The organism is Burkholderia sp. F1, from assembly GCF_050813845.1.
Lineage (GTDB): Bacteria > Pseudomonadota > Gammaproteobacteria > Burkholderiales > Burkholderiaceae > Burkholderia > Burkholderia ubonensis.
Window position 1 is genome coordinate 1,862,710 of record NZ_CP172421.1, and the last position, 21,020, is coordinate 1,883,729.

Sequence of the window (21,020 nt, forward strand, 5' to 3'; positions counted from 1 at the left end):
CCTTTTCCCATCACGACCCATGCCGAAGAAAAATCTCGTCTACATCCAGTCGCTGCGCAACGGCGCGGCCGATCGTGCCGGACAGCCGGTCGCTTACAAGGGCGGCACGCGCTACATGAAGGCGCCGCTCGAATTCCTCGTCGAGCGGCTGAACGGCTCGGCGCTCGGCGAGCGCTACACGCTCGCGGGCGTGATCGTCGACGACGACGACGGCTCGCCCGCCGACCGCGCGAAGCTCGCCGACTACGGCTTCGCGCGCACGCCCGGGCGGCCGTGGCTGCTGCCGGACGGCCTCGCGGTGCAGGGCCGGCCGGTCGACGCGCTGTTCTGCGCGATTCCGTCGACGTATCGCCGGCTGCCGCGCGATGTGCACGACGTGCGCGAGCGCGCGGCGGGCAAGGCGGCGTTCGAGCGCCGGCTGCTCGAGCGCCTGCTCGAACTGAACGCCGACATCGTCGTGCTCGACGGGCTGCTCGTGATCCTCGACGAGCTGGTGCGGCCCGGCGCGCGCTTTCACCGGCGCATCGCGAACATCCACCCGGGCATCACCGCGGACGGCTCGCCGTTCCAGCGGCGCGGCGCGTACGCGACGCTCGATGCGCTGCACGGTGCGCGCGGCGAGCGGGTCGACTGGGCGACCGGCGCGACGTCGGCGATCGAGCCGGTGACGATGACGGGCGCGTCGTTTCATTACGTCGACAACGGCATCGATTCCGGCGAAGTGATCTGCGACGTGCTCGACACGCCGATCGCGCCGGACGACACGATTCTCGAGCTGCGCTGGAACAACTTCCAGCGCAGCCTGTTTCCGGCGCTCGAGCGGGGGCTTGGCATCCTCGCGGACCGCCACGACGCGGAGGCCTTGTGATGACCGACACGCTGACGAACCCTGCCGATCCGGCGGAGGCCGCCGAGGACGCGACGGCGGCCGCCGTCGATTTCGCCACGCCTGCGCGTGGGGCGGCATCCGCATCCGCATCTGCGACGCACGACGCCGATCGCGTCCTCGACGCATGGCGGCCCGACGATCCGCCGGCCGCGCTGCTCGCTGAATTCGTCGCGCTGTTCAACACGGAGACGCAGCGCGCGTCGGCGACGCTCGCCGTGCCGCTCGCGGGCGCCGACCCCGCGGCGGTCGCGGCGTATGTCGGGCGCGCGGTGCGCGAGGGCGTGATCGACGACGCGCGGCCCGTGAACGGCCGGCTGCACCTGGGCGTGTCGCGCACGACGTTCTGGCAGCATCCGCTGCCGTGGCTGAAGGCGCCGGGCGCGGGCGGCATGCCGCTGCGCTATGCGGTGACGAACGAGCGACGTCACCCGGTGCGTGCGCCGACCGTGCCCGGCGAGATCTACGCGCGCTACATGCCGCAAGTCGGCATGACCTTCAGCCTGCGCACGGTCGACGTCGACGCGCACGCGGACCTGTTCAGCGGCTGGATGAACCTCGATCGCGTCGCGCATTTCTGGGACCAGCGCGGCACGCGCGACGAGCACGCCGCGTATCTCGCGGAACGGCTCGCCGATCCGCACATGCACCCGATGATCGGCTACTTCGACGACACGCCGTTCGGCTATTTCGAGTTCTACTGGGCGAAGGAGGACCGCCTTGCGCCGTTCTACGACGCGCACGACTACGATCGCGGGCTGCATCTGCTGATCGGCGATTCGCGCTTCCAGAGCGCGGGCAAGCTGCACGCGTGGTGGAGCGGGGTGCTGCATTACATGTTCGTCGACGAGCCGCGCACGCAGCGGCTCGTCGGCGAGCCGCGCGTCGATCATGTGCGGCATATCGCGTACATGCACCGGCTCGGCTTCCATACGCTGAAGGAGTTCGATTTCCCGCACAAGCGTGCTGCGCTGGTGATGATCGACCGGGATACGTTCTTCGAGACGTTCCGGTTGCCGTGACGGGGCGGGGCGTCCGCCGTCGCGCGAGCGGCGGGCGCGACGGTTTCCCGTCGAGGTCGCCCGCGTTGGCCGTTTGGTGTATGGACCGCGCGCATGCGGACGCGAAAAATGGGGCCTCTCACATGACGAGGACTGCAAGCTCATGGACAAGGCACTATTTGCGACAAGCTGGCGCACGGCGCCCCGCACGCAGGCATCGATATTGGCATATGCGAGCATATGTCTAAAATGGCCGCATCGTTCCCTTCAGGAGTGGGTCATGCGCACCGTTTCCATTTTCAAGAATGCCCGCAATCAGGCGATCCGCATCCCGAAGGACATGGAGTTCGAAGGCGTGACGGAACTCGAGATCCGCCGCGAGGGCGACACCCTGCTGCTTCGCCCCGTGCGTCCCACGTGGACGTCGCTCGCGCACGAACCGCTTGCGGATGCCGATTTCCTCGTCGAGCGCCCGGCCGTCGTCGAATCCGGCCGTTTCGACCTGTCCGGCCCCGACGATGCGCGGACGGAGTCCGGCCAGTGACGAAGCTCTACATGCTCGATACGAACATCTGCTCGACCATCATGCGGGAGCGGCCGCCGGTCGTTCTGTCGCGGCTGCAGTCGTGCGTCGGCGCGCAGCACCGGATCGTCGTGTCGGCCGTCACCTATGCGGAGATGCGCTTCGGCACGATCGGCCGGAAGGCGTCGCCGAAGCATGCCGACCTCGTGACCGCATTCGTCGAGCGGCTGGACGGCGTGCTGCCCTGGGATGCGGCGGCCGTCGACGCGACCACCGCCGTGCGCGCCGATCTTGCGGCGCGCGGCACGCCGATCGGCGCGAACGATGCGTCGATCGCGGGGCACGCGATCGCGGCCGGCGCGGTGCTGGTGACCCACGATACGCGCGAATTCGGCCGCGTCGACGGGTTGTCGTTCGAGGACTGGGCGGATTGAGCGGCGCGCGGCGCCTGCGCGTGATAGCCGGCAACCGCCGGTTGCCGGGCTGACGACATTTCGTCTATCCGGTTGACGTCCGACGGACTATCCTTGCCGCACATCTGACACAGGAGACGACACCGTGACGCACAGCGTGATCCCCGCAGGCCTCGCCGACGAAATGACCGCCATCCGGCACCGCATCCACGCCCATCCCGAGCTGGGTTTCGAGGAATTCGCGACGAGCGACCTCGTCGCCGAACGGCTACACGCGTGGGGCTACACCGTGCATCGCGGGCTCGGCGGCACGGGCGTCGTCGCGCAGCTGAAGGTCGGCGACGGCGCGAAGCGCCTCGGCTTGCGCGCGGACATGGACGCGCTGCCGATCCACGAGACGACCGGCCTGCCGTACCAGAGCACGATTCCCGGCAAGATGCACGCGTGCGGCCACGACGGCCACACGGCGATGCTGCTCGCGGCGGCGAAGCATCTCGCGCGCGAGCGGCGCTTCTCGGGCACGCTGAACCTGATCTTCCAGCCGGCCGAGGAAGGGCTCGGCGGCGCGAAGAAGATGCTCGACGATGGCCTGTTCGAGCAGTTCCCGTGCGATGCGATCTTCGCGATGCACAACATGCCCGGCTTTCCGACCGGCCGGTTCGGCTTCCTGCCGGGGCCGTTCATGGCGTCGGCGGACACCGTGATCGTCGACGTGCAGGGGCGCGGCGGCCACGGCGCGGTGCCGCACAAGGCGATCGATCCGGTCGTCGTGTGCGCGCAGATCGTCGTCGCGCTGCAGACGATCGTGTCGCGCAACGTGTCGCCGCTCGACATGGCGATCGTCACCGTCGGCGCGATCCACGCGGGCGACGCGCCGAACGTGATTCCCGAGCACGCGCAGATGCGCCTGTCGGTGCGCGCGCTGAAGCCGGACGTGCGCGACCTGCTGCAGACGCGCATCACCGAAGTGATCCACGCGCAGGCCGCGGTGTTCGGCGCGAGCGCGACGATCGACTACCGGCGCCGCTACCCGGTGCTCGTCAACGATGCGGAGATGACCGCGTTCGCGAAGCAAGTCGCGCGCGAGTGGGTCGGCGACGCGAACCTGATCGACGACATGGTGCCCCTGACCGGCAGCGAGGATTTTGCGTTCCTGCTCGAGCAGCGTCCGGGCTGCTACCTGATCATCGGCAACGGCGACGGGGAAGGCGGCTGCATGGTGCACAACCCGGGCTACGACTTCAACGACGCGGCGCTGCCGACGGGGGCATCGTACTGGGTGAAGCTCGCCGAGGCGTTTCTCGTCTGATTCGCGAATGTGACGCGAATGCTCATGGTGCCGTATCGAGCGGGATTTGACGCTCCTTGACATCCCGGCGGCAGGTCGCGTGCTACGCTGCGTCGCGGCGACAAGCCAGGGTTCGCCGGTCCCGCCCGAGGCTCGCGCAGCCGCCTCGTTCGGCGAGGCCGGCGCGTGGCGTCGAACCGGCGCAATGGATACGGCACATACGAAATGCGAAAACTTCTCCTGACCGCGCTGACGGCGTGCGCGGTCGGCTTTCTCGTGACGGGTTGCGACGACCAGAAGGTCGCCGACGCAGTCAATGCAATCAAACCGGATAACCTGGCCTTCGGCAAACTGCAGCCAGGCGTGTCGACGGTCGAGGACGTACTCCGCGACGCGGGCAAGCCGGAGATGGTCAGGCAGAACGACGACGGCTCGCAGCGGTTCGAGTACCCGCGCGGCCCGTTCGGCACGAGCACCTACATGCTCGATTTCGGGCCCGACGGCAGACTCGTGTCGATCACGCAGGCATTGACGGCGGAAAACATCGCGAAGGTCGTGCCGGGCATGACGAAGGACGATGTGCGGCAACTGCTCGGCAAACCGACGTCGGTCGCGCAATACGCGTTGAGCCACGAAGAGGTATGGAGCTGGCACTGGGCCGAGGGCGGCGTATCGGGCGATGCGATGTTCAATGCGCATTTCTCGCCCGACGGGACTGTCGTCAGAACGTCGCGATCGGAGGCGCCCGGACGGGAAGGGCGGTGACGGCGCGGTGCCGGGGCAGCGCGTTCTTCCGCATGCGACCCGCTTGATGGCGGACGCCTCCTTCCTTCAGAACGCCGCGCCGTCGAACAGCGCCGCCGCCGCAAGCGGATTCGACGGCCAGTACATGTGCATGTAGGTTGCAACGATCGAGCCGACCCGGTACACGGCCTCGCCGTCGGCGGCTCCATCGGAACGAACCGCGGCCGCGACCGGCGCAAGCGGCGTGTCGAGCCGCGAATAGTGGAACGTATGCCCGCGCATCGGCCCGGTGCGCGTATCGAGCTGCTGCATGCCCAGCGCAGCGAAGCGCCGCTGCATCGTCGCGCGGCCCGGCAGCAGGCCGAGCATCGGCGTCGTCGCGCCGTCGACCTCCGTCAACGCATCGCACAGATACACCATCCCCCCGCATTCGGCGACGATCGGCTTGCCGGCCGCCGCATGCGCGCGGATCGCGCCCGCGCTCGTCGCGTTCGCCGCGAGCGCCGCCGCATGCAGCTCCGGATAGCCGCCGGGCAGGAACAGCGCGTCGCAATCGCCGGGCACCGGGTCGTCGGCGAGCGGCGAGAAGAACCGCAGCTGCGCGCCGAGCGCGTCGAGCAGCGCGAGATTCGCCGGATAGATGAACGAGAACGCGGCATCGCGCGCAATCGCGATCCGCTTGCCGGCGAGCGCGCGCGGCAGCGGCCCGGTGGCGTCCGGTTCCGCGAACGCGACCGCAGGCGGCAATTCCGCAAGCGCCGTACTCGCAAGCACGTCGGCCGCGCGGTCGAGCCGCGCGTCGAGATCGTCGATGTCGTTCGGCTGATGCAGGCCGAGATGGCGCTCCGGCAGCGCGATGCCGGCATCGGCCGGCACGTGCCCGAGCCAGCGCAGGTCGTCGGGCAGCGCCTGCTGCAGCAGTTCCGCGTGACGCGCGGAGCCGACCCGGTTCGCCAGCACGCCGTGAAACGGCAGGTCCGCGCGAAACCGCGCAAGGCCGAACGCGATCGCGGCGAAGGTCTGCGCCATCGATTTCGCGGAGATCACGGCGACGACCGGCACGCCGAACGCGACGGCCAGATCCGCGCTGCTCGGCGTGCCGTCGAACAGCCCCATCACGCCTTCGATCAGGATCAGGTCGGCGTCGCGCGCCGCGTCGGCGAGCAGCGCGCGGCAGCCGGCCGCGCCGACCATGCCGAGGTCGAGCGCGTGCACGGGCGCGCCGCTCGCCCGTTCGAGCAGCATCGGATCAAGAAAGTCCGGGCCGGTCTTGAACACGCGCACGCGGCGGCCGAGCCGGCGGTGCAGCCGCGCGAGGCCGGCCGTCACCGAAGTCTTGCCCTGGCCGGACGCGGGCGCGCTGACGAACAGCGCGGGGCAGGCGGGCATCGTTCAGAACTCCACGCCGCGCTGCGCCTTCACGCCTTGCTCCTTGTACGGATGCTTGACGAGCCGCATCTCGGTGACGAGGTCGGCCGCGTCGATCAGCGCGTCGGGCGCGTGGCGGCCCGTCACCACGACGTGCAGCGACGCGGGGCGCGCGACCAGCGTCGCGAGCACTTCGTCGAGCGGCAGGTATTCGTACTTGAGCACGGTGTTCAGCTCGTCGAGGATCACCATCTGGTAATCGCCGCTTTCGATCATCCGGCGCGCCTCGTCCCAGCCCTTGCGGGCGGTCGCGATGTCGGCGTCGCGGTTCTGCGTGTTCCACGTATAGCCGTCGCCCATCGTCACGAAATCGCAGTGCGCGACCGCGCCGAGGAAATCGCGCTCGGACGTGTGCAGCGCGCCCTTGATGAACTGCACGACGCCGAGCCGCATCCCGTGGCCGAGCACGCGCACGGCCATGCCGAACGCGGCGGTGCTCTTGCCCTTGCCGTTGCCGGTGTGGACCATCAGCAGGCCCTTTTCGTTGACGGCGGCGGCCTGCTTCTTCTCGTGGCCGGCGCGGCGGCGCTCGGTCATCCGCTGGTGCGCTTCGGGATCGGTTTTCATCGGGAGTCGTCCTGTCGAAAGAATGGGTTCAAAGCGGGCCGGCGAGCGCGACCGTCACGCCGTCCCGCGCGAGCTTCGGGCCGAGCAGCCGGCCGCGCGGCGCGGCGAGCCGCGCGCACGGCTCGGCGACGCCGGCCACGCCGAAGCGGGCGAGCGCGGCGGGTGACGGCGCGCTCTCGGCCAGTTCGGGGTGTGCGGCGAGCTGCGCCGCGTCGAAGGCGACGAGCGGCCAGCCGCGCCGCGCGCAGAGCGTGCGCAGCGCGCGCGCGCGGGATTTGCCGGCAAGCGTCGCGACCACGGCCGGCTGCGCGTGCGGGTGCCGCGCGAGCGCCGCGCGAACCGCGGCGTCGAGCTGTGCGGCGGTGACGCCCGCGCGAAAGCCGAGACCGAGCGCGACCCGCATCACGCGGGCTCCGGCGGCGCAGGTTCGGCCGGTGCGGCCAGCGCGGCCTGCACCGAGGGATCGGCGGCCAGCGCCGCGACGCGGCCGACCACGATGATCGCGGGCGAGCCGATGCCGGCCGCGCCGACACGCTCGACGAGGGTCGTCAGCGTCGCCAGCACGTGCCGCTGCCCGGGCCGCGTCGCCGATTCGATCGACGCGCACGGCGTGTCGTCCGGCAGGCCGCCCGCGCGCAGCGCGGCGGTGATCGCGGCGAGGCGGCGGATGCCCATGTAGATGACGAGCGTCATGCGGGTTGCGGCGAGCGCGCGCCAGTCCGGCTCGTCGTCGCCCGCGCCGTGCCCGGTGACGAAGATCACGCCCTGCGCGTCGCCGCGATGCGTGACCGGGATGCCGAGGGCGGCCGGCGCGGCGATGCCGGCCGTGATGCCGTGGACGACCTCGACCGGAAAGCCCGCCGCGCCGAGCGCGATCAGCTCTTCGCCGCCGCGGCCGAACACGAACGGGTCGCCGCCTTTCAGGCGCGCGACGCTGCGGCCCGCGCGCAGGTGCGCGAGCATCGCGGCGACGATCGCGTCCTGCGGCGTCGACGCGTGGCCGCCGCGCTTGCCGACGTGCTCGATGCGCGCATCGGCGCGCGCATGCTGCAGCACCTCGGGATTCACGAGATCGTCGACGAGCAGCACGTCGGCCGCGCCGATCGCGCGCACGGCCTTGAGCGTCAGCAGGTCGGCGTCGCCGGGCCCCGCGCCGATCAGCCAGGCGCGGCTCATCGGAGGCGGCACGGCGCGAACCGTGGCGAAGACGGGGAAAGCGGCGAACGGGTGGCGCGAAGCCGGCCTGCGGAATGGCGATGCATAGCGGAATGAAAGCAGCCCGCTCGAAGCGGGCATAAGCGCACGCAGTCCGTCCCCCGCGGACCGGGCGTTCGGCGAGCGTATCGCTCGCCCCTTGCGTCGGCCGGTATCCGGGCTGGCCGCTTGCCAGGCCGCGGCCTTCCCACCCGAGGCAGGCGGGCAGTGGCATCGTGGGCGGCATGGGCGCGCGCGCTTGGAAGCGCGTCGCGCGGGCGGCGTACCGTTGCGGGGACAGCACAGGCCGGGCGGATGTCCGCCTCCTGTTTCCCGTTTGACTGCGCCTGCCGGAGGGCAGGCGCGAGCACCGAACGCGGCGCATACGATAGCACAGCGCGCCGGCGCAAACGCATGCGGGGCAGGCGGTCGCCAGCCGGCACCGGCGCTTACCGATACAGGATCTGCCGCTTCAGATCCTTCGAGATGCTGCGCGCGGCGTCCGCCCATTCGGCGAGCTTCGCGCCGCTGCATACGTTGGCGCCGAGATCGCGATCGAGCACGCGTGTCACGTCGACGGTCCGACCGTCACGGCGATAGGTCGCGCGATACGCGATTTCGCCGGAGCGGACGTCGGCATCGGGCGGAATCGCCAGTATCTCGACGTCGGCCGGCAGGGTGATCCGGTAGCGTTCCTCGAGCCGCGTTCCGGCGCATACGCCTTCGAAACGCTTGTCCTTCTGCTGAAGGACGAAGTCGGCGAACTCGCGGATCCGGCCGAAATTCGGCAGCGACGGCACCGCGAACGCCGCAGGGCCCGGCATCAGCGACAACTGGTTCAGCGTGCCGCGCAGCGCGATCGAGAACGGCTGGTCGAGTGCGTCGAGATGATGCGGGGTCATCTGCAGTTCGCCCGAGAGACCGGAGCGGCGCAGCATCTCGTCGGCCAGCCGTTTCGGCTGAACGTACACGAACATCTGCCGCGCGTGCTGGACCGCCTGGCCGTCGAGCGCGATGTCGCCCGTCATCGTCGCGTTGCCGTCGCGGTCGAGATCGAGCGTGTAGGCGAGCAGCGAACGGCTGTTGCGGCCGTTTTGCGGCGGCGTGCGGATCACGTTGCCCGTCGCGGTGTCGAGCGCGGGCTTGCCGCTTGCCTCGAACTGCAGCGCGCCGAACGGCAGCACGCCGGCCGTCGTATCGGCGAACACGTCGAATTCGGGCAGCCATACGACCGCGTGATTGAACGTCAGCACGTCCGGCGCGTCGGGCAGGCGGTAGCGATTGCCGAGATTGACCAGCACCGTGCGGCTCTCGATGCCCTTCGCCGCGAGCAGCGCGGACAGCAGCGTCACCTGGTCCTTGCAGTCGCCGTAGCGGTTCGCGAGCACGGCGTCGGCCTGATGCGGGACCACGGGCCCAGCGCCGAAATACACGCCGACGTAGCGGATGTTGCGGGCGACCCACGCATACAGCCGCATCGCCTGCTCGCGACGGTCGGCGGTGCCCGCGGTGATCTGGTCCGCGAGCGCGCGGATCGCGGCGGCCGGCGCCTGCTTGTCGGCGGCGCGCGCCTGATATGCGCGCGCGATGTCCGCGTAGCCCGAGAAATTGCTCGCGATGAAGACGGGAGCGACGTCCGTCCACGCGACCGTGTTCGCCTGTTCGTCGATCGGGCCCGACGGAGGCGTCTGATAGTGATACATGCGGGTCCGGCGTCCGTCGCGCGTCGCGTCGGAAGTCGCGCGCATCCCCCGCGCGTCGATCGCGACGGCCATCCCGGCCGGCGTGTCGAGCGTGACGTTCGCGGCGCGGTAGTCCTCGATCGGCGGAAACGCGAGCTGCACGCTGAATTTGCCGGGGAACAGCGTGTCCGTGTCGGTCAGCGTGTACGAAAGCCGGATCGAGTCGCCTTTCGCGAGCGCGGGGAACGCGACGATGCGCAGATGATCGGCGCTGAATTGCGGCGCCGCGACCGTGACGGGCGCGGGCCGGTCGAAGATGCCGTGCTGGACATCGACCGGCACCGTCGAGCCGTCGGCGTGCACGGTCTGCGCGGAACTGACGTCGAGCGTCTGAAGTTGCGAGTTGTAAGCCAGCACGTACTGGCCGAAGCGGGCGATTGCCGCATCCGTCAGCAGCTTGACCGACAGATCGACCTTCGCGACGCGCTTGCCGGCGGCGTCGACCTTGATCGTGTTGTCGAATTGTTCGACCTGGTAGTCGGCGGCGAAAGCGATCGGCGGCGCAAGCGTCAGCACCGCGGCGATGCCGTAGCGCGCGAGGCGCGAGAGAGGCGTCCGAAGTCGAATCATGGGTGAAATCGGTTGTCAGGAATCGAGAGGGTGAAATCGGGCCGTGGCCCGCGACTGTAGTCGGGTTTTGCTATCGCAACGTGCAACGTCACGGATACCGCTTTGATGCACGCAGCGTTTGCAGAATGCAGTACGACCACACCGGTACTTTTGCGATTGCCGCGAAGGGAGCATCTACCTCCTTCACTGCGAATGGAAACGTGACTGCCATAGTCAGCCACACGACGATGGCGGCGGATAACCGGAGCATATTCATGGTTCGAATGGGTATCGACAAGACGTCAATACGCGTGAGGTTCACGAACCATGAAAAATTGTACATTTTCCGAGATGAGATTGTGTGTGGATCTGAATGTCATGGAATAGTGATGCGATTTCATATCTCGCGCAGGGCAATCAAGAGATTTTTGCTTTACGGGCTGTTTCCTGATCCTTTCAGTAAACGATATGGCGGTGGCGGGCTCGGCGTCTTGTTGGGTGCAGCTACCCGGGCGATTCTTTTCGGGTTTGGGTCGGCGCACTGGACTGTTTTTTCGCTCCCGGAGCATTTTCTGCGGTGAATCTGATATTGATGACGATGGTTTTTTTGCGTACAGCATATTGCTGGAGGGGCATTTGACTCGTCAGTCTGATCGTCAGGAAAGGAATCCTGGTAAGAGATAGTGCGCAAGTCCTTTGGAAGCGAACTTTTCATGACGAACCCATTCAGGCGGATTCGGAGCCGTCGGCGTGCACGGTCCGCGCGGAGCCGACGTTCGCTCGCCCCGAATCAGAACTTGTACGTGGCCGTGACCGTCACCGTCCGTGGCGCACCCGGCATGACCTGCGCGACACTCGTCGCATTCGCGACATAGTCGCGATCGAACAGGTTGACGACCGCGAGCGTCAGTTCGACGTCGCGCGTGCGGTAGCCGAGCTTGCCGTCCCAGCGCGCATAGGCGGGCAGCGTGAGCAGGTTGTCGCGATCGGCGTAGCGCGCGCCTTCATAAATCACGCCGGTTTCCGCGAAAAAGCCGGTCAGCGGCGCATAACCGACGAACAGGCTGCCGTTCGACGACGACACACCGGCCGATCGTTTGCCGGCCGTTTGCGCTTCGGCTTCGACGATCCGCGCGTTCTGCCAGCCGATCCCGCCGCGCACGAACCAGTCGCCGGCCAGTCTGCCGGCAACGCCGAATTCGACGCCGCGATTGCGTTCGAGTCCCGCGAGCTCGAAAAATCCGGGCCGCACGGGGTCGGCGACCTTGCGGTTGTACAGGTCGATCTGGAACAGTGCGAGCGTGGTGCTCAGCCTGCCGTTGAGCCAGTCGCTCTTGACGCCGACTTCATGCTGCCGGCTATATTGCGGGCCGAGATCGTTCGCGTTGCCGCGCGCGCCCGGCGTGATGCCGATCAGGTCGCCGCCGACCGGCGCGAAGTTCTTGCTGTAAGAGGCGTAGACGCTATGCGCATCTACCGGCGACCACACGATGCCGACCCGCGGGCTCCACGCAGTCGACGCGCGCCGCGCGTGCAACCCGTTCAGCCGGTTCGTCGATGCGGCGGCGAAGCGGTCCACGCGCAGGCCGGCCAGCAGCTTCCACGCGCGGCCGACGTCGATGCGGTCCTGCGCGTACAGCGCATGGTCGGTCGCGAGGTGGCGGTTCGTCATGTACGGCGCCGGTGCGGAACCACCATGATCGAAGATGTCGGGATCGGTGATCGACACCGGCGCCGCGGTCGCGCTCCACAGCCGCGGCGCGCGTCGCTGCCAGCCGTACTCGACGCCGAACAGCAGGTGATGGGCGACCGGCCCCGTCGTCGCGCTGCCGCTCAGTTCGAGATCGGTCTGCACGTTCAGATGGCGCATGTCCTGCTGATAGCGGGCACGCTGCACGCGCCCGTAGTCGCGCGGTTTCGCCAGGTAGCTCTGCGTGACGTACGTGTTGTCGAACGTGCCGCGCAGATCGAGCACGCTCAGCAGATGGCGCAGTTGCCAGTCGCCGCCCAGTTGCCGGGTGAAGGTCGAGCGCCAGTTCATGTTCGCGTCGCGGATCGTGTCGCGGTCAGCGACGCCGAAGAACGTGTGGCGCGACGCGCGCGGCAGTGCGTACGCGGTCGGCTTGCCGGCCCGATCGGCCGCGGCGACCGGCGCGGGTATCCCGCGATCGGGCACGCGCGCGTAGGAATCGTATTCGAACTGCAGCAGCCAGCTGCTGCGCTCGCCTTGCCATTTCAGCGACGGCGCGACGTACTGGCGCGTGCCGTCGACTGCGTCACGGAAGCTGCGCTGGTACTCGCGTCCCGCGTTGACGCGCATGCTCCAGCGCGGCGACAGTGCGCGGTTGAGGTCGGCCGATACACCGAGCCGGCCGAAGCTGCCGGCCGTCGCCGACACGCTGCCGAAGTCGTCGGGCAGCGGCTGCTTGCTGATCCGGTTGATCACGCCGCCGCCGCTGCCGCGCCCGTAGAGCGCCGCGGCCGGGCCCTTCAGCACCTCGACGCGCTCGATGTTGCCGAGACTGCGCAGGTACTGTGCGTCGTCGCGCATTCCGTCGAGCAGCAGGTCGCCGGCGCTGGAGAAGCCGCGAATGCGGAACGCGTCGAAGCGCGTGTCCGACGTGTTCGACACACCGGGCACGCCCGCAAGCGCGTCGGCCAGCGTGCGGCCGCCGTAGGACAGCGTGTCGTCGGCCGACACGGTCTCGATGGTTTGCGGCACGTCACGCGGATCGCTGTCGGCGCGGGTCGCGGTGCTCACGCGCTCGGGGCGCGGATCGTGCGGATGGCGGCGCGCACGCACTTCCAGCGCAGGCAGGTCGCCTTCGGATTCGGTGGCCCCGGACGCGCAGGGGAGGGTCGACAGCAGCGAGCAGAGCGCGAAGGCCAGCGTATCGTGGCATCGCCCCGGAATTGGACGTTTCGGCATGGAAATATCAGGATGACTGAATGATCTGGATGGCCTGCATCGATTCGACTGAGGGATAAGTTTATCTTTCAAAGTTGAAAACGACAATCATTCTCGTCTGAAACGCGCGGTGCGCTGCCGAGCGGTCGCCGGACCGGCCCGTGCTTGCCGTGCCGCCCGCCGCCTTGACGCCCCCGCCCGCTCCACCTACACTCGCACGCGTTTCGGTGCTCGCGCGCGCCTTCCGGCGCGCGCAGTTAAACGGGAAACAGGGAGCGAGCCTGCATTGCAGCCGCGCCAACCTGTGCTGCCCCCGCAACGGTAAGCGAACGCTTCACGCCACGCGCGAAGCAGCGCCGCTTCGCCGCACGCCACCCGCGTGCGGACGACCGCCACTGGACGCGTCATGCGTCCGGGAAGGCGAAGCGGCGTGTTCGTCAGCCCGGATACCGGCCGAGACGAGGGGTTCAGCGCCGCGGGGATGCGGCGCATCGTCCACGGCCGCAGCCACAGTGCGTCCGGCGCCCGAGCGTCTCCCGTGTTCCGATCCGTCGCGCGCTTCGCGCAGACCGGCCCGGCATCCGGCGGCGTGCGCGGGCCCGCGCATCCGGCGTCGGCCGTGTTGGCATTCATCATGTCGACCGTTCGCCAGGGAGCACCATGCTCGACTCGCTTTTCCGCCTGTTCAACGACAGCCCGTCCGGGCTGCGCGGCAAGATCATCGCCATCTATTCATTGCTGATCGCCTTCAACGTCGGCGCGTGGATCTGGGCGTTCATCGCGTTCCACGGCCAGCCGGTGCTGCTCGGCACCGCGCTGCTCGCGTACGTGTTCGGCTTGCGCCACGCGGTCGACGCCGACCACATCGCGGCAATCGACAACGTCACCCGCAAGCTGATGCAGGAAGGCCGCAGCCCGCTCGGCGCCGGCCTGTTCTTCTCGCTCGGCCATTCGACGGTCGTGATCGTGATGTCCGTCGTGGTCGCGCTGACGGCGGCGTCGCTTGCGCGCTTCGAGAGCATGAAGGCGTGGGGCGGCGTCGTCAGCACGTGCGTGTCGGCCTTCTTCCTGCTGCTGCTCGCGACCGCGAACCTGCTGATCCTGATCTCCGTGTACCGCACCTTCCGCGCGGCGCGCCGCGGCGAAGCGATCGTCGACGCGGATCTCGACATGCTGCTGAACCAGCGCGGCGTGCTCGCGCGCCTGTTCCGGCCGCTGTTCCGCCTCGTGTCGCGCAGCTGGCACCTGTATCCTGTCGGCTTCCTGTTCGGCTTCGGCTTCGACACCGCGACCGAGATCGCGCTGTTCGGCATCTCCGCGACGCAGGTGCAGGGCGGCCTGTCGTTCTGGTCGGTGATGGCGCTGCCGGCGCTGTTCACCGCGGGCATGACGCTCGTCGACACGACCGACGGCATCCTGATGATGGGCGCGTACCGCTGGGCGTACGTGCGGCCGATCCGCAAGATCTACTACAACATGACGATCACGTTCGTGTCGGTGCTGGTCGCCGCGCTGATCGGCGGCATCGAGGTGCTCGCGCTGCTCGCCGACAAGCTGGCGCTGCAGGGCCCCGTGTGGGACTTCGCGTCGATGGTGGCGTCGCACTTCGGCATGCTCGGCTACTTCGTGATCGGCCTGTTCATCGCGTGCTGGGTCGTGTCGGCCGCGATCTACCGCCTGAAGCGCTACGACGAGATCGACGTGACGATCTCCGCCTGACTCCCTTTTTCGATACAGGACCATTCATGACCATGCGCAAGCTGCCCGTCACCATCGTCACGGGCTTTCTCGGCAGCGGCAAGACGACGCTGATGCGCCACATGCTGCAACACGCACAAGGCCGCCGCATCGCGGTGATCGTCAACGAATTCGGCGAGCTCGGCATCGACGGCGAAATCCTCAAGGGCTGCGGGATCGGCTGCGACGACGCGCAGGGCGAGGCGTCCGGCCAGCTCTACGAGCTCGCGAACGGGTGCCTGTGCTGCACCGTGCAGGAGGAGTTCTATCCGGTGATGGAGGCGCTCGTCGAACGCCGCGCCGACATCGATCACGTGCTGATCGAGACGTCCGGCCTCGCGCTGCCGAAGCCGCTCGTGCAGGCGTTCAACTGGCCGACGATCCGCAACAGCTTCACGGTCGACGCGGTCGTGACCGTCGTCGACGGGCCGGCTACCGCCAGCGGCCAGTTCGCGGAGAACCCGCAGGCGGTCGACGCGCAGCGCCGCGCCGATCCGAACCTCGACCACGAATCGCCGCTGCACGAGCTGTTCGCCGACCAGCTGTCGGCGGCGGATCTCGTGATCGTCAACAAGGCCGACCTCGTCGACGGCGCGCAGCTCGCGCAGGTCGAGGCGGCGATCCGCGAGGAAATCCCGCCGCAGGTGAAGATCGTCCGCGCGACGCGCGGCGAGCTGGATCTTGCACTGCTGCTCGGGCTCGAATCGGCGTCCGAGGAAACCATTCACCTGCGCCACGACCATCACGGCTCGGCCGACGATGAAGATCACGACCACCATCACGACGATTTCGATTCGGTCGTCGTCAGCGGCGACGCCGGCTCGCGGGAGGCGACGATCGCGGCGCTCAAGCGCGTCGTCGAGACGCACACGATCTATCGCGCGAAGGGCTTCGCCGCGCTGCCGGACGCGCCGATGCGGCTCGTGATCCAGGGCGTCGGCCGCCGCTTCGACAGCTACTTCGACCGCCGCTGGCAGGACGGCGAAGCGCGCGCGAGCCGCTTCGTGCTGATCGGCGAGGATCTCGACTCGGCCGCACTGCAGCGCGCGTTCGACGCGGCGCTCGCGGCCGAGCTGCAACAGGCGTAACCGGCGATGCATCTGCTGCGCACCACGCCGGGCGGCTTCGTCGACGATACGCAGGGCGTCGTCCGGATCGACCAGCAGCCCGCCGAGATCGTGATCCTGAGCTCGGCGGACACGACGCTGTCGCTGCTCGCGAGCGTCGTGCCGCGCCTGCCGGCGGGCTTTCCGAGCGTGCGGCTCGCGAACGTGACGTTCCTGCGCCAGCCGGCGTCGGTCGATTTCTACGTCGACGACGTGCTGCAGCATGCGAAGACGGTCGTGATCGACCATCTCGGCGGCGAGGCGTACTGGCCGTACGGGATCGAACAGGCGATGTCGCTCGCGTCGCGCCGCGGGCAGCGGCTCGCGATGTTCTCGGGCGACCTGCAGGAAGATCCGAACCTGATCGCGAAGAGCACGGTCGCGCCCGGGTTGTGCCGCCTGTGGTGGCGCTACCTGCGCGAGGGCGGCGCGCACAATGCCGAGGCGCTGCTGCGCAGCATCGCGTTTCACACGCTCGGCTTCGGCGACGAGCCGGCGCCGCCGCGCCCGCTGCCGGCCGCCGCGCTGTATCACCCGGCGCGCGATCCGGCGAGCATCGACGACTGGCAGCCGCGCTGGACGCCCGGCGCGCCGGTCGTCGCGATCCTGTTCTACAAGGCGCACTGGCAGGCCGCGAACACCGCGGTGTTCGACGCGCTCGCCGACGCGCTGATCGTCGAAGGCTTGAATCCGCTGCCGATCGCGGTGACGTCGCTCAAGGACGCGGTGAGCCGCGAAGTGATCGCGCGGCTTTGCGACGCGCTCGACGTCGCGCTGGTGCTGAACACGACCGCGTTCGCGGCCGGCGCGATCGATGGCCCGGAGCCTGACATCCTCGCGGGCGATGCGCCGGTGCTGCAGGTGATCCTGTCCGGCGGCAACCGCGACGCGTGGCTCGCGGACAACCAGGGCCTGCATGCGCGCGACATCGCGATGCACGTCGCGCTGCCCGAGGTCGACGGGCGCATCGTCACGCGCGCGGTGAGCTTCAAGGGGCTCGCGTACCGCTGCGCGCACACCGAGGTCGACGTGGTGCGCTACCAGCCCGACGCGGAGCGCATCGGCTTCGTCGCGGCGCTCGCGCGCGGCTGGTGCCGGCTGCGCACGCTCGACCACGCCGACAAGCGCGTCGCGCTGATCCTCGCGAACTATCCGCAAAGCGAAGGCCGGATCGGCAACGGCGTCGGGCTCGACACGCCCGCGTCGGCACTCGGCGTGCTCGCGATGCTGCGCGACGCGGGCTACCGGGTTGCGGACCTGCCGGCCGACGGCGACGCGCTGATCGCGCGGCTCACCGAAGGCGTGACCAACGACCCGGCGATGCAGGCGCTGCGGCCCGCGTTCCAGAGCTTCGCGCTGGCCGACTACCGGACCCATTTCGACCGGCTGCCGGCCGCCGTGCGCGCCGCGCTGAACGATCGGTGGGGGCCGCCCGAAGCGGACCCGACGCTGCGCCAGGGGCGCTTCACGATCGCGGGCTGGCGCGCGGGCAACGTGTTCGTCGGCATCCAGCCGTCGCGCTCGCGCGGCGAGAACGACTACGCGAGCTATCACGACGCGGACCTCGTGCCGCCGCACGCGTATCTCGCGTTCTATTTCTGGCTGCGTCATGCGTTCCGCGTCGACGCGGTGATTCACCTCGGCAAGCACGGCAACCTCGAATGGCTGCCGGGCAAGAGCGTCGCGCTGTCCGATGCGTGCTGGCCGGACCTCACGCTCGGGCCGCTGCCGCACCTGTATCCGTTCATCGTCAACGATCCGGGCGAGGGCAGCCAGGCGAAGCGGCGCGCGCAGGCGGTGATCGTCGATCACCTGATGCCGCCGCTCACGCGCGCGGAGAACTACGGCCCGCTGCAGGACCTCGAGCGGCAGGTCGACGAATACTACGAAGCGCTGATGGTCGACGCGCGGCGCGCGAAGCTGCTGCGCAAGACGATCCTCGCGACGATCGCCGAACACCGGCTGCACGACGAGCTGAGCGTCGCGCCGCCGCGCGACGCGAGCGACGAGGATGAGCTGCTGACGCGCGTCGACGCGTGGCTGTGCGAGCTGAAGGAAGCGCAGATCCGCGACGGGCTGCATGTGTTCGGCGCGTCGCCGGTCGAGCGCCAGCGGCGCGACACGCTGCTCGCGCTCGCGCGCTTTCCGGTCGGCGACGGGCAGCAGGCGCGCGCCGGGCTGATCGGCGCGCTCGCGCGCGATCTCGCGCTCGGCGCCGACTTCGATCCGCTCGCCGCCGACTGGGCCGCGCCGTGGCTGGGCCCGCGGCCGGCGCTGCTGCAGGCGGTCGATGAATCGACGTGGCGTCATGCGGGCGATACGCGCGAACGGCTCGAACGGTTTGCGCAAGCGTGGCTCGATCGCTTGTGCGCGGCGGCGCCCGGCGTCGAATGCGAGCCGCCGCCCGGCGACTGGGCGCACACGCTGCCGGTGATTGCGCGTGTTCGCGCGACGCTGATGCCGGCGCTCGACGCATGCGGCGGCGAGGAGATGCGCCAGTTGCTGCGCGGGCTCGACGGCCGTTTCGTGCCGCCGGGCCCGAGCGGCTCGCCGTCGCGCGGCCGCCCCGACGTGCTGCCGACCGGCCGCAACTTCTACTCGGTCGACACGCGCGCGGTGCCGACGCAGGCCGCGTGGTCGCTCGGCCTGAAATCCGCGCAGCAGCTGATCGAACGGCATCTGCAGGATCACGGCGACTATCCGCGCGCGATCGGCCTGTCGGTGTGGGGCACCGCGACGATGCGCACCGGCGGCGACGACATCGCGCAGGCGTTCGCGCTCATCGGCGTGCGGCCGAAATGGGCGCACGGCAGCCACCGCGTGACCGACTTCGAGATCCTGCCGATCGAGATCTTCGACCGGCCGCGCATCGACGTGACGCTGCGCGTGTCCGGCTTCTTCCGCGACGCGTTCCCGAACCTGATGCACCTGTTCGACGCGGCCGTGCAGGCGGTCGCGGCGCTCGACGAGCCCGAGCATCTGAACCCGATCCGCGCGCGCGTCGAGCGCGAGCGCGCGAAGTGGATCGAGCAAGGCGTGCCGCCCGACGAAGCGCGGCGCCGCGCGGGCTGGCGCGTGTTCGGCGCGCGGCCCGGCAGCTACGGCGCGGGCCTGCAGGACCTGATCGACCAGCGGCGCTGGCAGACCGACGCGGATCTGGCCGACGCCTATCGGCAGTGGGGCGGCTACGCGTATGCGCAGAACAGCGCGGGCGACGCCGCGCCCGACGTGTTCGGCGAGCGGCTCGCGGCGATCGACGTCGTCGTGCAGAACCAGGACAGCCGCGAGCACGACATCCTCGATTCGAACGACTACTACCAGTTCCAGGGCGGCATGACCGCCGCGGTGCGGCATCTGTCGGGCCGCCAGCCGAGCCTGTATCACGGCGATCACGCGAACCCGGCCGCGCCCAGGATGCGCACGCTGCGCGAGGAAATCGCGCGGGTGATCCGCTCGCGCGTCGTGAACCCGAAATGGCTCGACGGCGTGAAGCGCCACGGCTACAAGGGCGCGGCGGAAATGGCCGCGACCGTCGACTACCTGTACGGCTATGACGCGACCGCGCGCGTGCTGGCCGATCATCAATACGCGCTCGTCGCCGACGCGTACCTGTTCGACGACGCCACGCGCGCGTTCCTCGAACGGCATAATCCGCGTGCGCTGCAAGGCATCTGCGAGCGCTTCGTCGAGGCGATGCAGCGCGGCCTGTGGCAGCAGCCGGGCGACTATCGCGAGCGGATCGAGGCGGTCTGGCTCGCAAGCGAACACCATCTGGAAGGAGGTCGGCGATGACCGATCCGACGCACCGCCTGCGCGCGGTGTCTCCCGCAGTATTCCCGTTTACCGCGCTCGTCGGGCAGGCAGCGCTGCAACAGGCGCTGCTGCTCGCGGCGATCGACCCGTCGCTCGGCGGGGTGCTCGTCAGCGGGCCGCGCGGCACCGCAAAATCCACGGCTGCGCGCGCGCTCGCGGCGCTGCTGCCGGAAGGGCAGTTCGTGACGCTGCCGCTGTCGGCGAGCGACGAGCAGGTGACCGGCTCGCTCGATCTCGCGCATGCGCTCGCGGAGAACGGCGTGCGCTTTCGGCCGGGGCTGCTCGCGCGCGCGCATCGCGGCGTGCTGTACGTCGACGAGGTGAACCTGCTGGCCGACGGGCTCGTCGATACGCTGCTCGACGTCGCCGCGAGCGGCGTCAACATCGTCGAGCGCGATGGCGTGTCGCACGCGCACGACGCGCGCTTCGTGCTGGTCGGCACGATGAATCCGGAGGAAGGCGAGCTGCGGCCGCAACTGCTCGATCGCTTCGGGCTGATGGTCGAACTCGAGAATTGCTTCGACGCCGCGCAGCGCGAGCAGATCGTGAAGGCGCGGCTCGCGTTCGATCTCGATCCCGATGCGTTCCGCGCGCGTCACGACGACGCGCAGCGCGCGCTGGCCGGGCGGATTCGCGCGGCGCGCGAACGCCTGCCGGCGCTGGCGTTCGGCGACGCGGTGCATGCGCGGGTCAGCGCGCTGTGCATCGACGCGGCCGTCGACGGCCTGCGCGCCGATCTCGTGATGCTGCGCGCGGCGCGCGCGCTCGCGGCGCTCGAAGGCGCCGAGGCGGTGACGGTCGAGCACGTCGAGCGCGTCGCGGAGGCGGTGCTGCGGCATCGCCGCGCCGCGCATGCGACGCCGCCGGCCGCGTCGGGGCCGCGGGACGCGGAGAACCCGGCGTCGGCGGCGAACGCGGGCGGTTCGTCCGCTACGCCGCCTGACACGGCGCGGCCGCGCGACGCGGATGCGCAAGGCGACTGGGGTTATCTGCCGCCCGAACCTGCCGGCTTGCAGGCGGTGAAGGGCGTGGTGCCGCTGCCGCTAAAAAAACGCTGAGCCATCGAGCCGGCGCCGCCGCGACTTCGCTTCGCGGTCCTCGATGGCAGCAGGGCGCAACCG

16 protein-coding genes and 2 riboswitches are annotated in these 21,020 nt (G+C 69.5%); of the genes, 10 read left to right on the plus strand and 6 right to left on the minus strand.

Translation table 11 applies throughout. The features are described 5' to 3' along the window. Positions 1-19 precede the first annotated feature (19 nt). The 6 genes from ACFIMZ_RS08870 (at position 20) to bamE (ending at position 4,876) form a co-directional block, all read left to right on the plus strand. Positions 20-868: a formyltransferase family protein gene (locus tag ACFIMZ_RS08870; protein WP_431822291.1), complete on the plus strand. Its 849-nt coding sequence runs from the start codon at positions 20-22 to the stop codon at positions 866-868. Beyond that, positions 868-1,908 (plus strand): GNAT family N-acetyltransferase, encoded by a 1,041-nt coding sequence (locus ACFIMZ_RS08875; RefSeq protein ID WP_431822292.1) that lies wholly within the window; start codon positions 868-870, stop codon positions 1,906-1,908. The genes ACFIMZ_RS08870 and ACFIMZ_RS08875 overlap by 1 nt, the downstream gene beginning before the upstream one ends. 259 nt (positions 1,909-2,167) lie before the next feature. Further along, positions 2,168-2,431 carry a type II toxin-antitoxin system VapB family antitoxin gene (vapB, locus tag ACFIMZ_RS08880; protein ID WP_431822458.1) on the plus strand — a complete coding sequence of 88 codons (264 nt, stop codon included), beginning with the start codon at positions 2,168-2,170 and terminating at the stop codon, positions 2,429-2,431. Then, positions 2,428-2,844 carry a PIN domain-containing protein gene (locus ACFIMZ_RS08885; RefSeq protein ID WP_431822293.1) on the plus strand — a complete coding sequence of 139 codons (417 nt, stop codon included), beginning with the start codon at positions 2,428-2,430 and terminating at the stop codon, positions 2,842-2,844. The genes vapB and ACFIMZ_RS08885 overlap by 4 nt, the downstream gene beginning before the upstream one ends. A gap of 124 nt (positions 2,845-2,968) precedes the next feature. Then, positions 2,969-4,132, plus strand: a complete 1,164-nt coding sequence (locus ACFIMZ_RS08890) for a M20 aminoacylase family protein (protein WP_431822294.1) — start codon at positions 2,969-2,971, stop codon at positions 4,130-4,132. Positions 4,133-4,336: 204 nt separating this feature from the next. Further along, positions 4,337-4,876: an outer membrane protein assembly factor BamE domain-containing protein gene (bamE, locus tag ACFIMZ_RS08895; RefSeq protein ID WP_431822295.1), complete on the plus strand. Its 540-nt coding sequence runs from the start codon at positions 4,337-4,339 to the stop codon at positions 4,874-4,876. 66 nt (positions 4,877-4,942) lie between these two features. On the opposite strand, the gene ACFIMZ_RS08900 is transcribed toward bamE, so the two are convergent. The 6 genes from ACFIMZ_RS08900 to ACFIMZ_RS08925 all read right to left on the minus strand — a co-directional run bounded on the left by ACFIMZ_RS08900 (position 4,943) and on the right by ACFIMZ_RS08925 (position 13,264). Beyond that, positions 4,943-6,244: a cobyrinate a,c-diamide synthase gene (locus tag ACFIMZ_RS08900; RefSeq protein WP_431822296.1), complete on the minus strand. Its 1,302-nt coding sequence runs from the start codon at positions 6,242-6,244 to the stop codon at positions 4,943-4,945. Between the two features lie 3 nt (positions 6,245-6,247). Next, on the minus strand, positions 6,248-6,850 hold the full coding sequence (cobO, locus tag ACFIMZ_RS08905; RefSeq protein ID WP_431822297.1) for a cob(I)yrinic acid a,c-diamide adenosyltransferase: 603 nt from the start codon (positions 6,848-6,850) through the stop codon (positions 6,248-6,250). Between the two features lie 28 nt (positions 6,851-6,878). Then, entirely contained in the window at positions 6,879-7,253 is a 375-nt protein-coding gene (locus tag ACFIMZ_RS08910; protein WP_080340768.1) for a cobalamin biosynthesis protein, read from the minus strand. After that, positions 7,253-8,026 carry a uroporphyrinogen-III C-methyltransferase gene (gene cobA, locus ACFIMZ_RS08915; protein ID WP_431822298.1) on the minus strand — a complete coding sequence of 258 codons (774 nt, stop codon included), beginning with the start codon at positions 8,024-8,026 and terminating at the stop codon, positions 7,253-7,255. Before cobA ends, ACFIMZ_RS08910 begins: the two co-directional genes overlap by 1 nt. 168 nt (positions 8,027-8,194) lie before the next feature. Continuing rightward, positions 8,195-8,435, minus strand: a riboswitch (cobalamin riboswitch). Between the two features lie 58 nt (positions 8,436-8,493). Then, positions 8,494-10,356: a DUF3857 domain-containing transglutaminase family protein gene (locus ACFIMZ_RS08920; protein WP_431822299.1), complete on the minus strand. Its 1,863-nt coding sequence runs from the start codon at positions 10,354-10,356 to the stop codon at positions 8,494-8,496. Positions 10,357-11,125: 769 nt separating this feature from the next. Next, the gene (locus ACFIMZ_RS08925; protein WP_431822300.1) at positions 11,126-13,264 is read right to left on the minus strand and encodes a TonB-dependent receptor; all 2,139 of its coding nucleotides are present in this window, start codon (positions 13,262-13,264) and stop codon (positions 11,126-11,128) included. 187 nt (positions 13,265-13,451) lie between these two features. Further along, a riboswitch (cobalamin riboswitch) is annotated at positions 13,452-13,715 on the plus strand. Positions 13,716-13,903: 188 nt separating this feature from the next. Between ACFIMZ_RS08925 and ACFIMZ_RS08930 the strand changes: the two genes are divergently transcribed. From ACFIMZ_RS08930 to ACFIMZ_RS08945, 4 genes are read left to right on the plus strand one after another with little or no spacing between them, the layout of a single operon-like run. Further along, the gene (locus ACFIMZ_RS08930; protein WP_431822301.1) at positions 13,904-14,962 is read left to right on the plus strand and encodes a HoxN/HupN/NixA family nickel/cobalt transporter; all 1,059 of its coding nucleotides are present in this window, start codon (positions 13,904-13,906) and stop codon (positions 14,960-14,962) included. A 26-nt stretch (positions 14,963-14,988) separates the two neighbouring features. Further along, on the plus strand, positions 14,989-16,068 hold the full coding sequence (cobW, locus tag ACFIMZ_RS08935) for a cobalamin biosynthesis protein CobW (RefSeq protein WP_431822302.1): 1,080 nt from the start codon (positions 14,989-14,991) through the stop codon (positions 16,066-16,068). A gap of 6 nt (positions 16,069-16,074) precedes the next feature. Then, complete coding sequence (cobN, locus tag ACFIMZ_RS08940) at positions 16,075-19,878, plus strand: cobaltochelatase subunit CobN (RefSeq protein WP_431822303.1); 3,804 nt, start codon at positions 16,075-16,077, stop codon at positions 19,876-19,878. After that, entirely contained in the window at positions 19,875-20,957 is a 1,083-nt protein-coding gene (locus ACFIMZ_RS08945) for an ATP-binding protein (RefSeq protein ID WP_431822304.1), read from the plus strand. Before cobN ends, ACFIMZ_RS08945 begins: the two co-directional genes overlap by 4 nt. Positions 20,958-21,020 lie beyond the last annotated feature (63 nt).

Coding starts and splice junctions, on each gene's coding strand:
- ACFIMZ_RS08870 (WP_431822291.1), top strand. CDS start 20: ATGCCGAAGAAAAATCTCGTCTACATCCAGTCGCTGCGCAACGGCGCG.
- ACFIMZ_RS08945 (WP_431822304.1), top strand. CDS start 19,875: ATGACCGATCCGACGCACCGCCTGCGCGCGGTGTCTCCCGCAGTATTC.
- bamE (WP_431822295.1), top strand. CDS start 4,337: ATGCGAAAACTTCTCCTGACCGCGCTGACGGCGTGCGCGGTCGGCTTT.
- ACFIMZ_RS08900 (WP_431822296.1), bottom strand. CDS start 6,244: ATGCCCGCCTGCCCCGCGCTGTTCGTCAGCGCGCCCGCGTCCGGCCAG.
- cobA (WP_431822298.1), bottom strand. CDS start 8,026: ATGAGCCGCGCCTGGCTGATCGGCGCGGGGCCCGGCGACGCCGACCTG.
- cobO (WP_431822297.1), bottom strand. CDS start 6,850: ATGAAAACCGATCCCGAAGCGCACCAGCGGATGACCGAGCGCCGCCGC.
- ACFIMZ_RS08925 (WP_431822300.1), bottom strand. CDS start 13,264: ATGCCGAAACGTCCAATTCCGGGGCGATGCCACGATACGCTGGCCTTC.
- vapB (WP_431822458.1), top strand. CDS start 2,168: ATGCGCACCGTTTCCATTTTCAAGAATGCCCGCAATCAGGCGATCCGC.
- ACFIMZ_RS08920 (WP_431822299.1), bottom strand. CDS start 10,356: ATGATTCGACTTCGGACGCCTCTCTCGCGCCTCGCGCGCTACGGCATC.
- ACFIMZ_RS08910 (WP_080340768.1), bottom strand. CDS start 7,253: ATGCGGGTCGCGCTCGGTCTCGGCTTTCGCGCGGGCGTCACCGCCGCA.
- cobW (WP_431822302.1), top strand. CDS start 14,989: ATGACCATGCGCAAGCTGCCCGTCACCATCGTCACGGGCTTTCTCGGC.
- cobN (WP_431822303.1), top strand. CDS start 16,075: ATGCATCTGCTGCGCACCACGCCGGGCGGCTTCGTCGACGATACGCAG.
- ACFIMZ_RS08875 (WP_431822292.1), top strand. CDS start 868: ATGACCGACACGCTGACGAACCCTGCCGATCCGGCGGAGGCCGCCGAG.
- ACFIMZ_RS08930 (WP_431822301.1), top strand. CDS start 13,904: ATGCTCGACTCGCTTTTCCGCCTGTTCAACGACAGCCCGTCCGGGCTG.